This window comes from Corallococcus sp. CA047B, assembly GCF_003612065.1.
Classification (GTDB): Bacteria; Myxococcota; Myxococcia; order Myxococcales; family Myxococcaceae; genus Corallococcus; species Corallococcus praedator.
The window spans coordinates 1-14,344 of sequence record NZ_RAWD01000260.1; the positions used below are offsets into that span (position 1 = coordinate 1).

9 protein-coding genes are annotated in these 14,344 nt (G+C 70.6%); 6 read left to right on the forward strand and 3 right to left on the reverse strand.

Features of this window, described 5'->3' with window-relative positions; translation table 11 throughout:
- On the forward strand, positions 1 to 986 hold a 986-nt coding region (locus tag D7X74_RS30855; RefSeq protein ID WP_233602325.1), incomplete at its 5' end, for a hypothetical protein.
- 27 nt (positions 987 to 1,013) lie between these two features.
- On the opposite strand, the gene D7X74_RS30860 is transcribed toward D7X74_RS30855, so the two are convergent.
- Entirely contained in the window at positions 1,014 to 2,819 is a 1,806-nt protein-coding gene (locus D7X74_RS30860; protein WP_233602326.1) for a right-handed parallel beta-helix repeat-containing protein, read from the reverse strand.
- 124 nt (positions 2,820 to 2,943) lie between these two features.
- Here D7X74_RS30860 and D7X74_RS30865 point away from each other — a divergent pair, with 124 nt between their 5' ends.
- The 4 genes from D7X74_RS30865 to D7X74_RS30880 all read left to right on the forward strand — a co-directional run bounded on the left by D7X74_RS30865 (position 2,944) and on the right by D7X74_RS30880 (position 7,049).
- Positions 2,944 to 3,633, forward strand: coding sequence for a hypothetical protein (locus tag D7X74_RS30865; protein ID WP_147446741.1), 690 nt, complete (start codon positions 2,944 to 2,946; stop codon positions 3,631 to 3,633).
- A gap of 105 nt (positions 3,634 to 3,738) precedes the next feature.
- Positions 3,739 to 4,566 carry a serine protease gene (locus D7X74_RS30870; RefSeq protein WP_147444453.1) on the forward strand — a complete coding sequence of 276 codons (828 nt, stop codon included), beginning with the start codon at positions 3,739 to 3,741 and terminating at the stop codon, positions 4,564 to 4,566.
- A gap of 34 nt (positions 4,567 to 4,600) precedes the next feature.
- Positions 4,601 to 6,277, forward strand: coding sequence for an amidase (locus tag D7X74_RS30875; RefSeq protein ID WP_120536600.1), 1,677 nt, complete (start codon positions 4,601 to 4,603; stop codon positions 6,275 to 6,277).
- Positions 6,278 to 6,425: 148 nt separating this feature from the next.
- Positions 6,426 to 7,049, forward strand: coding sequence for a hypothetical protein (locus tag D7X74_RS30880; RefSeq protein WP_120536601.1), 624 nt, complete (start codon positions 6,426 to 6,428; stop codon positions 7,047 to 7,049).
- A gap of 53 nt (positions 7,050 to 7,102) precedes the next feature.
- Here D7X74_RS30880 and D7X74_RS30885 read toward each other — a convergent pair whose 3' ends face one another.
- Together D7X74_RS30885 and D7X74_RS30890 are read right to left on the reverse strand one after the other, a co-directional pair.
- Positions 7,103 to 12,082: a hypothetical protein gene (locus D7X74_RS30885; protein ID WP_233602327.1), complete on the reverse strand. Its 4,980-nt coding sequence runs from the start codon at positions 12,080 to 12,082 to the stop codon at positions 7,103 to 7,105.
- 287 nt (positions 12,083 to 12,369) lie between these two features.
- Positions 12,370 to 13,293, reverse strand: coding sequence for a diiron oxygenase (locus D7X74_RS30890; RefSeq protein ID WP_120536603.1), 924 nt, complete (start codon positions 13,291 to 13,293; stop codon positions 12,370 to 12,372).
- 628 nt (positions 13,294 to 13,921) lie between these two features.
- On the opposite strand from D7X74_RS30890, the gene D7X74_RS30895 reads away from it, so the two are divergent.
- The coding region (locus D7X74_RS30895) for an Hpt domain-containing protein (RefSeq protein ID WP_233602328.1) at positions 13,922 to 14,344 on the forward strand (423 nt) is incomplete at its 3' end.

A 14,344-nucleotide genomic window follows, 5' to 3' on the forward strand; every position in this document is an offset into this window, starting at 1 on the left:
GCTGTACGGTCAACGGGGTCTGCGGAGATGGGGCCCGGTTCGACGTGGCGGCGCGGAGCTGGACCCCGATGTCGTCGCTGAGGGCTCCCGCCGCGCGCACGTTGCACACGGCGGTTTGGACCGGCCAGCGCATGCTCGTCTGGGGAGGCGTGGGGTGCGGCGATCGGCCCCAGCTCCCCTGTGGGGATGGGGCGGCCTACGCACCGGACACCGATACCTGGAGCGCGCTTCCCAGCCAGGGCGCGCCCTCCGCTCGCGGCTGGCACACGGCGGCGTGGACGGAGCAGGGGATGCTGGTGTGGGGCGGAGAGGAACCCCAGCAGGCCCGCGTGTTGGGGGATGGCGCCCGGTACGACGTGGAGGCCGGGACGTGGAAGTCCCTGTCTGGGACCGGAGCGCCCGTGGCACGCCGCTATCACTCCGCGGTGTGGACGGGGCAGGAATGGCTCGTCTGGGGCGGCAGTGGCGGCGCATCCGTGGACGTGGCCCTGGGCGATGGCGCGGCGTACTCACCCGCGACGGACACCTGGCGGCCGCTGGCTTCGGAGGGAGCACCCGAGGCCCGCTGGGCGCACACGGCGGTGTGGACCGGCACGGAGATGCTTGTCTTTGGCGGGCTGGGCTGCGGCGGGCCGCGCTATTGCGAGGGCGGGGCCCGGTATGATCCCCGGCGTGACGCGTGGTCACCCCTGTCGACGAAGGGGGCTCCCACGCCCCGCACCGGACACGTCGCGGTCTGGACGGGGACGCGGATGTGGGTCTGGGGTGGCGCCTCCTCGAAGTGCGGCAACGGTGGCGCGTGCGCGGATGGCGCGGCGTATGACCCTGCCAGCGACACCTGGACCCCGCTGCGCACCCAGGGGGCCCCGTCGGCGCGGTCGGGACATGCCGGCGTGTGGACAGGCCAATCCCTGTTCATCTGGGGCGGCCTGGGAGGCGCCGGGGCGGAGGTCGCCTTGTCGGACGGAGCCCTGCTGGTGCCCTGAGCGCACCAGCGGTGAAGCCTTCCCGGTTCAGCGCGGGCCGTAGACGGGGAGGTCCACGCCCGCTTCGAACGCCCCCAGGTCCGGCGAGAGTCCGGTGAAGCCCTCGTTGATGTTCGGCAGGGGCTGGCCTGCGTTCGCCGCGGCGGAATCCGCGCGGATCCGCAGGTCGGGCTTCGCGTAGAGCGTCAGCGGCGCGGCGGGATACGCCACCGTGGATGCGAACGCCGTGAGGTCCACCTGCACGGCGTGCTGTTCGCTCGTGCCGGTGCGCAGGGTCTGGAGGCTGCTGAACGTGCTGGCCCCCAGGCGGCCCGTGAGGGTGTCCGTGGTGGAGCCCACACCGTCATGATCGAGGCTCGAAGTGGCGACCTCCAGGTCGGGGACGTGCAACACCCGTCCGGTGCCGCTGCTGTACCCGTTGAAGGTGCCTCCGGGTCCTCCCAGGAAGAGGTTGTTGCGTGCGTAGAGGTGCGCCACCGGGCGCCCCGCGTAGATGCCAAACGCGTCGCCATGCTTCACCACCGTGTTGTGCAGGAGCACGTCCCCCGTGCTGCCCCGGTAGAGTTTGAAGGCCACGTGCACCGCGTTGTAGATGGCATTGCGGACGAAGTACGTAGGTCCGCCCAGCCCCGGCTGCGATGACACCGCGATGAAGTTGTTCGTCAGCCGGTTGCGGACGATGCGGCAGTTGTGGAAGCAGAAGTCCGCCTCGATGCCATCGTCCGCGTTGCCGGTCAGGTCGTTGTTCAGGATGTCGATGCTGAACTGATCCACGGCTTCATCGTCCTCCAGGAGGGAGATGCCGTCCCGGAACCCCGTCACGCGGTTGTGCAGGATGACGTGCCCCGGACCGGTGACGGCGATGCCCTCGCCCAGGTTGTCCCCGCTGACGCCGAGCGACGCCTCCGCCCACTGCGTCAGACCCGTCACCACGTTGTCCGCGATGTATGCGTTCTCCGCGCGGGTAAAGGTCACGATGCCGTCGCCGCCGTAGGTGCTGCTGGCGTTGATGGCGCAACGCTGGATGACCATGTGCTTCGAACCGTTGAACCGGATGCGCCCGTTGACGGTGAGCCCTTCCAGGTGGACGTAGGCCTGGGTGAAGACGTTGATGGCGCCGTTGATCACCACCCCAGTGGTCCCCCGGACGATGATGGGTTTTCCTTCGGTGCCGCTGCGGGACCAATCAAAGCCAGCATAGGTCCCCGCGCCCAACTGGAGGATGTCCCCGGGTTGGGCGCTCGCGGCGACGCTGGCGAACGTGGCGGGCGTCACCGCCTTGATGGGAGCGTTCGCCATGGGGACCGGCAACGGACGCGTGGTGGCATTCATGGTGCGCGTGGTCGTCCCGCCGTCGGGGTCCGTGAGCGTCAGCTCCAACTCGTAGGTCGTTCCCGGCTGGAGGTCGAACACGCTGCCGGAATGACGGCCTGCCCAACTGAAGCCCTCGTTGCTGCCCGCGGCCACGCGGCGCAGCGGGAGTGCTTCGCGCCAGACGGTGGTACCCGCGATCCGGTAGCGGACCGTCACCACGCCATTGGCGTTGGCATCTCCGCTGAACGCCCACTCCACGGTCAGGTGGTGCAGCGTGGGGAAGGGCAGACTCGTCGCGCCGGCCACCGTGGCGTCGGCTCCGCCGCCTGAGCCCGCGTCGCCGCCTCCTCCCGCGTCGCCGCCTCCTCCCGCGTCGCTGCCTCCTCCCGCATCGGTGCTTCCGCCATCGGTGACGTTGCCCCCATCCACCGGGTCCACGTCGTCCGGGGGACTGTCAGAGCAGGCCACCGACGTGAGCAATCCAAGAACACAGGCCCAACGCGAGAATGAAGAGGTCATGGGGGTTTCCTTCAGCCAACCTTGGTCCGACGCGGTACAGAAGGGCAATGAACCTGTTGCTCGAATTCGCCCGTGCCCAGGAGATGGCGGACCGCGAGCCGTAATCTCGTGTTGAATGTGCTTCATGCCCCCGAACCGACTCGACGAACTGGGTGAATCGACGACCCTCCTGGAGGTCCGCGCACGCCTGCGCTCGCATCGCTGGGCGCCGGAGCTCGACATTTTCGAGCGCTCCCCTGGTGTTGTCCGGCGCCTCGACGCGGGACTTGACGCGCCAGAAGGGCTCGACACGGGGGACGGCCCCTACGTCGTCCTGGTCGAGGGCCCGCTCAGGACGACGGGCCATCTGCACCTGTGGACGGACGACTATCTGCCCGGCCTCGTGATCGTCCGGGGCGACCTGGAAGCGCGGACCCTCTCGTTCGGCAACGGAGCGCGGGTCTTCGTCGAAGGTTCGGTGCGCGTCGAAGGGGAGCTCTTCGGCCAGTATGGGGACCGCAATGCCGCACTCGTGGCCACGGGCGTAATCCAGGCGAGGGCGACCTTCCTGGAGACGACCGCAGGGATGTACGCCGAGGGCGGTGTCCAGTCCCTGGTCTATTCACCGCTGGGTCTTTATGAATCACTCGTGCCGGACATCGAGAACGAAGGGGTCGGGGATGGAGTCCACAGCTTCGACCCGTCGGTGCTGGATGCCTATGGCGACCTCGACTTCCGCAAGGCGATCCAGGCCGCGCGTGAAGGGCGGCCCCTGTTCCTGCCCGGCATCGAAGAGCGCTTCCCCCTTCGACTGACGCTCCGCGCAACGCGGTAGTCCTGGCGCATTGCTCCCCGACGCATCGGGTTGGGAGACTGTCTCGGTCGTGGCGGGACGCCAGGAAGGCTGGTGCGGACGCAGGCCCGGGAACAAGATGGCCGCATGGCGATCTTCAATGGCAACTACCCTGCGGACATCTATCAGGCAGCGGGTGAGTCCTCCTCCATCACCGACTTGGCGGACTCGGTGGGGTTGCTCTGCATCCAGGGGCAGAAGTTCATTGGCGCGTCCGGCCTCACGTTGAGCACGTCCCAGAAGTACTTCAGCCAACCCCACTACCCGGAAGGCCTCAAGGGCGGCCGGTTGAGTGATGCGCTCGCCAACGAACCCGCGGTGTGGATGATCGGGACGGGGTGGGTCTACAACCGCAGCCAGATCGCGACCGCCGGCCACAACGTCATCAGCCTGATGGAAGAGGTGGATGACTCGAAGGTGACCGACCTCCGCTTCGTCACGGGGTACTACCGGAAGTCGAGCAGCCGCTCCTCCTTCACCTACAAGGTCTACAAGATCAAGGCGCGCGAGATGACCGCCAATGACACGGCGATACTCACCATCGAGGGCTACTTCGAGACGAAGCTCATCCTGGATCAGGTGAGTTCGGCGGAGGCGAGGACGGTGGCGAACGGCGATCTGATCCAGATGCTGGGCCACCCCCTGGGACAGCCGATGAAGTACACCGAAGGCACGGTCGCCAACGCCAATCCCCACCGCGACCGCAGCTCTTTCGACACCTGGCTCAGCGGCGTCTCCGGCAACTCCGGCTCGCCCGTGTTCTGGAAGGGCAAGGTGCTGGGAATCTTCACGGGCGGCGGCTGGCCCAACGAGTTCGCCGAGGCGAAGGACGGCAGCGGCTACGGTCATGCGACCTACGACAACAGCAACATCGATCACTCGGGCACCGTGGCCTATGTCAGCGCCATGGAATAGCCCGGGGCCGGGCGCATCGCGGTAGGCTGCGCCCATGTCCTATCAACGCCCCCCGGTGAAGGCGCCGCGTCTTTCAGGCGTGGCCCTCAAGGCTTTCGTCAACACGCTGGAGCGGGGCGGAGTCGGGCCCGTGCTGGTGGAGAAGTTGCTGCGCGACAGCGGCATCGACACCTGGCGTGAGCTGTCCGCCGGAGATGCGCCGCCCATCCAATATCCACTGCCGCCCGGCGCGCCGCCGACGGAATCCCAGACACCCCAGGAGCAGGCCGCGCGCGCCGTCGCCGCGTCCACCCTGGAGCCGAAGCGGGAGACGGTCGCGGCCTTCGCGCGGGCCTACCGCGACGGCGGAACGGACCCCGTCACCGTGGTGCGAAAGCTCCACGAGGCCATCGAGCGCCTGGACGGTGGAGCGGACCGCCTGGGCCTCTTCATCGCGCGCAAGCCCGACGAGGTGCTGCGGGCCGCGGAGGCGGCGGCGGAGCGACTGCGCGCCGGCAGGCCCTTGAGTGTGCTCGATGGCGTGCCCGTCGTCTTGAAGGACGAGGTGGACCTGGCCGGCTTTCCCACCACGCTGGGCACGACGTTCCGCAACGAGGTGGTGGCCGCCGACTCGACCGTGGCCGCGCGCCTGAAGGCCGCGGGCGCCGTCATCCTGGGCAAGGCCAACATGAATGAGATTGGCATCAACCCCATCGGGTTGAACCCTCATCACGGCGCCGCGCGCAACCCGTGGAACCGGGGCCACATCACTGGCGGAAGCTCCAGCGCGTCTGGCGCCGTGGTGGCGGCGGGCCTGTGCCCGCTGAGCATTGGCGCGGATGGCGGAGGCTCCATCCGGATTCCCGCCGCGCTCTGCGGCATCGTCGGCCTCAAGGCCACCTGGGGCCGCATCCCGGAGACGGGTGTGCCCCCGCTGTGCTGGAACGTGGCGCACGTCGGCCCCATGGGCCTCACCGTGGACGACGTCGCGGCGATGTATGCGATTCTCTCCGGACCCGACGGGCAGGACGTCGTCGCGCGGCAGCAACCCCCGCACCACCTGTCCGGCTACGAGGACGGCGCGCTGAAGGGCCTCCGCCTGGGGCTCTGCACCCCCCACTTCGAGGACGCCGACCCGGACGTGGTGGCCCGGTGCCGGGAGGCGGTGCGTGCCCTCACCGACGCGGGCGCCACGGTGGTGGAGATTCCTCCGCCCGACCTCAACACGATCCTCTGGACGCACAGCTGCATCATTCTGAGTGAGATGACGGAGGCGATGCTTCCTCAACTGAAGGCCCGCGCGTCGGTGTTCGGCCTCGACTCGCGCACCAACCTGGCGCTCGGGCGTCGCTTCCGGGCCACGGACTTCGTCCATGCGCTGCGACACCGGCACCGGCTGACCCGGGAGCTGCTGACCCTCATGGCGGGCGTGGACGTCATCCTCACCCCGACGACGGCCACCACCGCCCCGGCCATTCCCGAAGCGACCCTCCCCGACGGCGAATCCAACCTGCCGGTGGTGGACGCGCTGATGCGCTTCATCCGGCTGGCGAACCTCACGGGGTGCCCGGCCCTGTCGGTGCCGGCGGGCTTCGACCGCGCGGGCCTTCCGGTGGGCATCCACCTCATGGGGCGTCCGTATGAAGAGCACCTGCTGCTGCGCCTGGGGCGCGTGGTGGAGCGCGCGACGGAGCGCCGCACGCCTGCTGTCCATGTGAGCGTGCTGCCCTGACGGCGCAGGCCCGACCCGGAACGTCGAGCCCTCCACACCCCGCGATGGACGGGGTGTCACGGCCGAGCGGAAAAGCCCGTGCAGGGGCCGCATTTGTTAGCCTCGTCTTCGTCCCGCCAGGGTGGCGCGGACAGGAGGCGACACCGGGATGGATTCAACCGACGCGCGCATGGAGCGGCTGGAAGCTCGCATCCGGCGGTGGCAGGGCCTCACCTGCGCCGCGCTCACCCTGGCCGTCCTGGGCCTGGGGGCCGCGGCCCTGCGGGACCCGGCGCTGTCGTCCGGAGAAGTCATCGCGTCCCGGCTGGTGCTCCAGGATGCGCAGGGCCGCACCCGGGCCACGCTGGACACGAACAAGGACGGCGCGGCGGCCCTGGTGCTGCGCGACAGCGCGGGCCGGCCCCGGGCGTTGCTGGGCGTGGGCGCGGATGACTCGCCCCGCCTGCGCTTCTCCACGGCGGAAGGCGAGGCGCTGGCCGAACTCATGGTGTTCTCGGACGAGGCCCCCCGCCTGACGCTGTCCAAGTCCGGAGGCGTGGACCTGTTCTCCGTGGGGCTCCAGGTGGATGGCTCATCGCGGCTGGAACTGGCGGATGCGTATGGACGGCCCCGCGCCATCCTGGGCGCGGACGAGCACGGCATGCCCGGCTTGAGCCTGGTGGATCGCCGAGGCCAGACGCGGGCGTCCCTGCGCGTGGGCAGCTCGGACCAGGGGACCCTGGTGCTGGAAGGCAGCGAAGGCGAGCTGTTCCGCGCGCCGGTCGTGCAGTGAGCTGGACCTGAGCGGCGGGGGCCTGCCTTGGCGCGCACCCGCCCGGGTCCTCCTCAATCCCAGCCGCGAAGCTGGACGCGCACGCGCCGCAACAGGAGCTCCCATTCCTGGCGCTTGAGGGTCGCCATCACCCGGCCGCCCACGATGGTGAGCCCGGTGAGGGTCATCACCAGGAAGCCGATGCGATGGTCCCGGAGCCCCGCGTCCAGCAGGTTGGCCACCACGTCCAGGGTGAGGAACAGCGTGCCCAGCGCCAGGTAGGCGCGGATCTGCAAGGCCATTCCCAGCGCCACGCCCAGCAGGCACACGGCCCCGAAGACGAGCGCATACGTCCCGTCCTCCGATTCGCCCATCCGCATCGCCAGCTTCGCCGCCGCGGGCACGTACAGCAGCAGGCCCCCGAGGATGCGCACCGCGTTGCGGGCCGCCTGGGGCAGGCTGGACGTGAAGAGCTGCCCCATCATCAGGAACAGCAGGCCGAGCGGGGCCAGGTACACCTCCAGGCCCTCCAGTCCGAACGCGAGCGCGGCGATGAGCAGCGCCAGGTTGCAAGCGGCCGCCGCGAACGCGCCGAACATCCGGCTGCGCTCCACCGCGCCCAGCGCCGCGTACAGCAGGCCGGAGCCACCCGCGAGCAGGGCGGCCTCGCCCGTCGCGTCCCCGGGCAGCACCAGCGCCATGCCAATGGGCAGCAGCGCCGCGAAGCGCCGCGTCGCGCGCTCCACGGGCTGCACGCCCGCCCTGCGCGCCAGCACCGTCACGCCCACCAGCACGAAGCCCAGCGACAGCGCGAAGAGCGCATCGTGTTCCGGGCGCAGGCCCTGCGCGTACAGGCCGCGCACCAGCGCGTAGACGCCCACCACCGCCACCTGCACGAAGTACACGTGCCGTCCCGTGTGCTCGCGCCATGCGCAGTGCAGGGACACGCCCACCGCCAGCCCGATGGCCGCGAGGGCCAGGGGCAGGGCCTCCTCCGGCGCCTGTCCCTTCACGGCGACGATGGCGAGCAGCAGGCCGGTCGCCACGAGCCACAGGTCGCGCCCCCAGCCCATGCCGCCTGCCACGTCGCTTCTGCGCCGCGCGGTGACGCGGTGGGCGAGGTGCAGCGCCAGGGCACTCCCCGCGGCGGCCAGGGCCAGCGCCGCTCCGGAGACCGTGAAGAGGCTCCGGTAGCCCGGCACCTGTCCGGATCCGCTCGCGTCGATGACGATGGCGGTCATCAGCGCGCAGAGGACCGCGCCTCCCATCAGCATCGTCGCGGTGCTGGCGACGAAGCCCGCGAGCGCGCCCCGCCACTGGAATGCCCCCACCAGCAACGTCGTGGCGATGAGCGCGAGCGTCAGGGCGTAGGCCGGGGAGACCATCCATGTTCCGCCCAGGCCCTGGAGCATCCTCCAGAGGAGGCCGGGGACGGCCAGCGTCGTCCAGGGCTCCGCGGTCACGGCCAGCGCGTACGCCGTCGCCGTCAGCAGGAAGGGCAGCGAGGACAGCTGCGTGCGCAGCCGCGTCTGGCTTGCATCAATGCCCCGCCGTCGCGTGACCCACGGACCGAGCGTCACCACCGCGAGCCCCAGCAGCGAGAGCGTGGGCCCGGGCCACGCCTCGAAGAGGGCTGCCCGGTGGGCCTGGGCATGGACGAGCAGGAGCAGGCCGAGCCCCAGGACGATGCGCCCCGCCTTGCGTGCGCCTCCGCTGAACAGCACGGCCCCCGTGGCGAAGGCGAGCCCCGCGGACGGCAGCCCTGGCTGGAAGAACGCCGCCGCCGCCACCAGCGCCACGGCCGTGGTGGACCACTGGCGCAGGAGCTGGAGGAAGGGCTCGGGAAGATCCTCGGCGGTGGGCCAGAGCAGGCGGCGCACGAAGGCGCGTGCCGCGCCCAGGCTCGCCACCGCGATGGCGGCCCCGGCGTAGACGAGCCCGGCGGCGGCGACGCCCGCGAAGGCCCGTTGCCAGGAGAGGAAGAGCGTGTCCCCGGGGGCCAGCCACGTCGTGGGCTGGAGCCAGTCCAGCTCATAGGGACCCATGAGCTGCACCGGCGTGGCGAGCACCCATTGCCCGTCGGGCGGTCGCAGCGCCATCAGCGGCGCCCCGAGCAGGGCCTTCTGCGCGGCCCAGAGCGCGGCGCCGGGCAGCCCCAGCAGGAGGCCCAGGTGGGCCAGCGGCCGCGAGCGGAACGAGGCCGCGAGGAGCAGCCAGAGCAGCGCCGGCCCCAGCACCAGGAGCGGGGGCACCACGCCGAGCGCGAAGGACGGATCCGGCAGCCCCACCTTCACGGCGGAGCGCAGGAGGACAAGGGCCAGCGCGGCCACGCCCACGTGGGGCACCGCATGGTAGAGCGGCCCGTGCCGCGGATTCTCCAAGAGCCGCCCGAGCCACGGACCGAAGCGCCGCGTCGCCAGCGCGAGGAGCCACAGGGCGATGCCGATGAGCGGCAGGCGCCACGCGCTCACGTCGGGGGAGAGCGGACGGCCCGCGCGGTTGATGACCGCGGTGAGCGCGATGAAGGCTCCGCCCGTGGCGAGCGTCACCACCGAGCCGCGCAAGGCATACGCCACGAAGCCGCGCGACACGAACGCCAGCAGCGCGACCGCCGTGAGCAGTCCTCCCGCGAGCAGGAACCCGGGCCGCTCGGCGCTGACGGGCACGGGAATCCAGTTCACGAGTGTGAGCGTCGCGCAGACGACCTGCACGAGCGCCGCCGCCGCGAAGCCGTCCGTGAAGAGCGGCCATCCTCGCGCTGCGAACGGCAGGGGGATGACGTCCAGCATCCGGCGGCCCTTCGGAGCCGGGCCTTCACCCGCCACCGGGCCGCGCCCGCGCAGGGCCGCGAAGAGCGCGAAGCCGAGTGCCAGCGCCGAGGCCACGAGGGCGGCGCGCACCGAGGTGAAGTCGGAGACCGTGCCCAGGCCCTGCGTCACCGCGAGCGCGAGCCCCATGGCCGCGATGAAGGCCACGAGTCGGCTGCCCTCCCTGCGCACGCGAAGCAGCAACACCGCCGTGGCCAGCGCCGTGGGCGCGCACGCGAGCAGCGTCCCGACCGGGCCCACGACCGCCGCGAGTGCCTCCGGCAGGGCAGGGGTGACGCCCAGGGCCAGCGCCACCCCGAGCGCGGCGGCTCCCAGCGAGACATCCTCCAGGGGCTTGAGCGAAGCGCCCTGGCCGATGGGCCGCGCCCACGCGTCCTGCGCGAGGCCCGCGAGGCTGTAGAGCCCCGCCGCGAGCGCGAAGACGGCGAGGTTCGCCGTGTTCGAGGCGAGCCACGGCGTTCCCTCGACGAGCGCGACCCCTCCGAAGAGCGCGGCGATGCCTCCCAGATAGTGGAGTCCCCGCCATCTCCAGCCTCCGGCGACGTGGGCCGCGACCGCGATGATCAGGCCCGTCAGTGCCTTGGGCCAGGGATTGCTCAGCCCTCCGTCCCACGCCAGCACCGACACGGCGGGCATCGCCGCCAGGGCCACCACGACGCCCCAGGCCAGCAACCGGATGCGCAGGCCGCTGGCCAGCGTGATGCGCGCCACGAGCAACAACGCCGACGCCACGCCCGCGACCCCGAAGCACCACCAGGTCGGCTCCGTGGGGGCCAGCGTGCGCGCGAGCAGCGCCCCCGCGAGCAGCGCGGCCATGACGCCCGGATGCACCAGCGCCCGGCGTCGGGGCTCCAGCAGGAAGAAGAGCAGCGCGGCCAGCACGGGCGCACCCGCGGACGCCACGTCCACCTGGCCATCATCTCCTGGCATGACGGAGAACGCGCCCAGGGCGCCCGCGAGCGCGCCACTGGCCACCACCGCGTGCGCCAGCGTCTCGAGCACCGGGCCCGCGCGCGGATGGGCCTCCCGGACGGACTCCGTGGAGGCGGCCATCGCCACCACCGAGGCGAGCGCCATCGCCCAGAGCGTGAGGCCCGCGAACAGGGGGCTGCCCGGCTCCAGCGCATCGAAGCCGGAGGGCGCGCTCGCCACCGCGAAGACCGCCAGACAGAGCGCGCCGTAGAGCGCCGCGCCCGCGTTGACGAACGGCGCCTTGCCCGTCGCCGCCCGCGCACGCCACGCCGTGGCCCCGAGCGCCACCACGCCCGCGGACGCGCAGAGCGCCCGCAGCCAGGGGGCTTCGTCCCAACCCATCAGCGGAAGCCCCGCCAGCAGCGAGGGGAACAGCGCCACCGCGAGCGACGTGGCGGACGCTCCGTGCAACACCCGTCCCGCGATCCTCAAGGGGATGATCCCGATGGCCGCGACCCCCAGCGCCACGGGGGCGCCAATCACGGGCGTCAATCCCACCAGCGAAGACAGCGCGACGAACACCACCGGCAGCAACGCGAGGCCGATGCCCGCCAGGACGCGCCCGGCCGACAGGGAGCGCCGCGACAGGAACGCCCCCAGCCCGATGAAGGCCGCGTGGTAGCCGAAGAGCGCGCCCGTGACGATCAACTGCCGGGGCACGCCTCCCAGCGCCCGCCACGCCTCGCGGACCCCCATGAGCGAGCCGCCCAGCACCAGCACCGCGCCGAGGAACCACCAGATGTACTCATGGAGGCGGGGAGCGCCTTCGCCCTCATCGAGCGCGACCATGGCCTCCAGTCCGCCCCCCAGCGAGCCCATGTGCCCCTGGGAGAACAACGCCCGCCCCGAACCCAGCGCCGAGCCCAGGTCGTCCTCGCTGGAGTCCCCCGCGTGGCGCTCCACCACCGCCGCACGCCGTCGCTCCGCCTGCTCCCGCTCCGCCTTCGCCGCCGAGTCCAGCGAGTGCGCGAGCGCCGCCACCCAACCCGGCCGCCATTCTCCCGCGTGACGAAATGAAGTCGCGACGTCCTCCGCCCAGGCTTCCGCGCGAACCGAGGAGTCGACAGGGGGCGCCACCGGGGGCTCCGGCATCGGTTCGTGCACGGCCGAGGCGGCTTCGGGGGCCGCCTCCAGCGAGGCTTCGAGTCGCTCCGCCGTGACGGAGTCCAGCAACCCGTCGAAGCGCCAGCGCTCGATGCGCCGACGCAACAGGGCCCGCACGAAGTCCTCGAGGTGTTGCCCCGTGGCGGGCACGAGCGTGGCGCCACACTCAGGACACGGGGCCCCGGATTCAGTGGCGCGGAGTTCCGTACAGGCTGGACAGATCATGGGCCGCCACCATAGCGGGGACCCTCCCCGCTGGGGTCCAGCCCCTGGTGACACAGTCACCCCAGGGGGGAACCCGGCGGGGCTTGCGGCGCGGCACCGGGGGCAGCCGCACCGCACCGTGCGTGGACTCCCCGCACCAACCCCCCGGAATCACGTCCTGCGGGCCCTGATGCTTGGGGATGCAACCTCCCTCATCCCCCGTGAGACTGGCTTCAGTCGCAGTAGTACGTCGGGGCCAGCGCCAGGACGTGCTGCTCCGCGGTGGGGGACAACGCGCGCAGGCGGGAGAGGAAGAGGGGCGCCTTCATCCCCATTCCAATGAAGCCCCGGACATACGAACGCTCCTGGGCGGTGGTCAGCTCCTGGCGCTCAGCGTCCGTGAAGGTGCGCCCCACCGCCTTCTCCAGGGTCCGCAGGTCCAGTTCGAGCTGGGCGTTCAACGTCCCCCGCAGGGCCTGGAGCAGCTCGGAGTACTCCGCCAGTGCCGCGTCCAGCGTCTCGGGCGCCTGGGCGAGGATCTTCTGGGCCTCCAGGAAGTCGAGCCGGGTGTGCTGCGCCTCTTCCAGCCAGTGGTGCTTGAGCAGGTTGCAGAACAGCGGATCCAGCGTCTCGGTTTTGTTGCCGCGAACCGTCTCCTGGTAGTGCTGCTGCGTCATGAGCTCCATGTGCAGGTTGAAGATGAGCACCCCCAGGTTCGACTTCGCCATGATGGCCCGGGCCACCTCGACCTGATTGTCGAGCAGGGCCGGGACGACCTTGAACCCCCGGGCGAAGGCGCCAGTGAAGCGCGCGAAGAGCTGCTGGTGCTTGAGCTCCTCCTCGGTGAAGCGCAGCAGCGCGCGCATGTGCGTCGCGTTCCCGTGGAGCTCCAGGCCGGCGCGCTGCGATGCCAGGGCCACGGCGTATTCCTCCAGGAACAGGAACAGGTGGGCATAGCTGTTGGAGCGGATCTGATTGAGCATCAGCCGCTCCTCCGCGCTCAGGAAGCCAATGGCTTCTGTCCCCGTCAGCGCGTCGGAGAGGAACCTCCGGCTGAAATCGAGGGTGGTGTCTCCGGGCAACAGCTCATCAAGACGCCAGGACACCCGTTCGGAGCTCTGGATGCAGGATTGGTACTCCAGGGTTTGGTTTTGCATTCACGAATCAAACGGCCAATACCCGCCGTCCGTCAATCATTGTCGCGGTGATTGGCGTTGCGCGGGGTGTCAACCTCCCTGAGGTCGCATTGCGCCCACCCTGCCGGCTCTCGCGCGCCACCCCACCGCGGGCATCCCCCCGGCCGTTCCTGGAGCTGCTGGAACGACTCGGCTTGCCTACACGGGGGTGGGAAGGGGAACGGGACTTCCCCATTCCTCCACTGAAACATGATTATTCTGGTAATGCAGATTGAAGACTGCGGGGTGTCTTCAGGACCCTTACCTGTACAGTCTGGCTTGCGCAGAGAGCCGCCCTACCTGTTGATTCCGGTAGTGCGTGAAATCTTGGGTGGCATTGTTTTCAGGTGACATTCTTGGTACTGTTGACTCCTGGATTCATTCCTCTTCGTGGAGGTCGGCCCACCCCCACGGCAATGGCTCTCATTGTGAGGACGGGGGGTTCGTGTGTCGGTACTCCCGAAGGGTTGCTGTCCCCACCCATGTCTCGCTGAGTTGCCATGACCTCCGCTCGAAAGCGGCTGTCCCGGAAGTTCCCCCCCGACAACCCCGTATGTGAACCTGCTCTGCCTCGTGCGGGAGCGGTGCGCTGACGATGGGCCCGGGGGACATGACGTCGGAAGCAACCGCGGAGTGGGAAAAGGTGCTGGGCATCTTTTCGGACGAGGCCGAGGGCCTGGTCGCCTCCATGGAAGAGAACCTCATCGCACTCGAGGTGGCTCCCGCGGACTCGCTGCTTCAGCACATCCTGCGGGGAGCGCACACGCTGAAGGGCGCCGCGTCGTCCATCGGCTTCCAGGCGGTGACGGACTACACGCACGGCGTGGAGGACCTCCTCCAGGCTTTGATCGACCGGCGCGTCGCCGTGGACGAGGAGCGGGTATCGCTCCTGCTGGGGGCCGTGGACCACCTGCGCGACCTGAGCCGGGCCTCGCTCGCTGGCGTGGACTCCCTGGGAGCGGTGCACCTGGCGCACCTCTCCCGGCTGAGAAAGGCAGCAGGCCTGCATCCCGCCGCGGTGCCCGCCTCCGCC

Coding starts and splice junctions, on each gene's coding strand:
- D7X74_RS30860 (WP_233602326.1), bottom strand. CDS start 2,819: ATGACCTCTTCATTCTCGCGTTGGGCCTGTGTTCTTGGATTGCTCACG.
- D7X74_RS30865 (WP_147446741.1), top strand. CDS start 2,944: ATGCCCCCGAACCGACTCGACGAACTGGGTGAATCGACGACCCTCCTG.
- D7X74_RS30870 (WP_147444453.1), top strand. CDS start 3,739: ATGGCGATCTTCAATGGCAACTACCCTGCGGACATCTATCAGGCAGCG.
- D7X74_RS30875 (WP_120536600.1), top strand. CDS start 4,601: ATGTCCTATCAACGCCCCCCGGTGAAGGCGCCGCGTCTTTCAGGCGTG.
- D7X74_RS30880 (WP_120536601.1), top strand. CDS start 6,426: ATGGATTCAACCGACGCGCGCATGGAGCGGCTGGAAGCTCGCATCCGG.
- D7X74_RS30890 (WP_120536603.1), bottom strand. CDS start 13,293: ATGCAAAACCAAACCCTGGAGTACCAATCCTGCATCCAGAGCTCCGAA.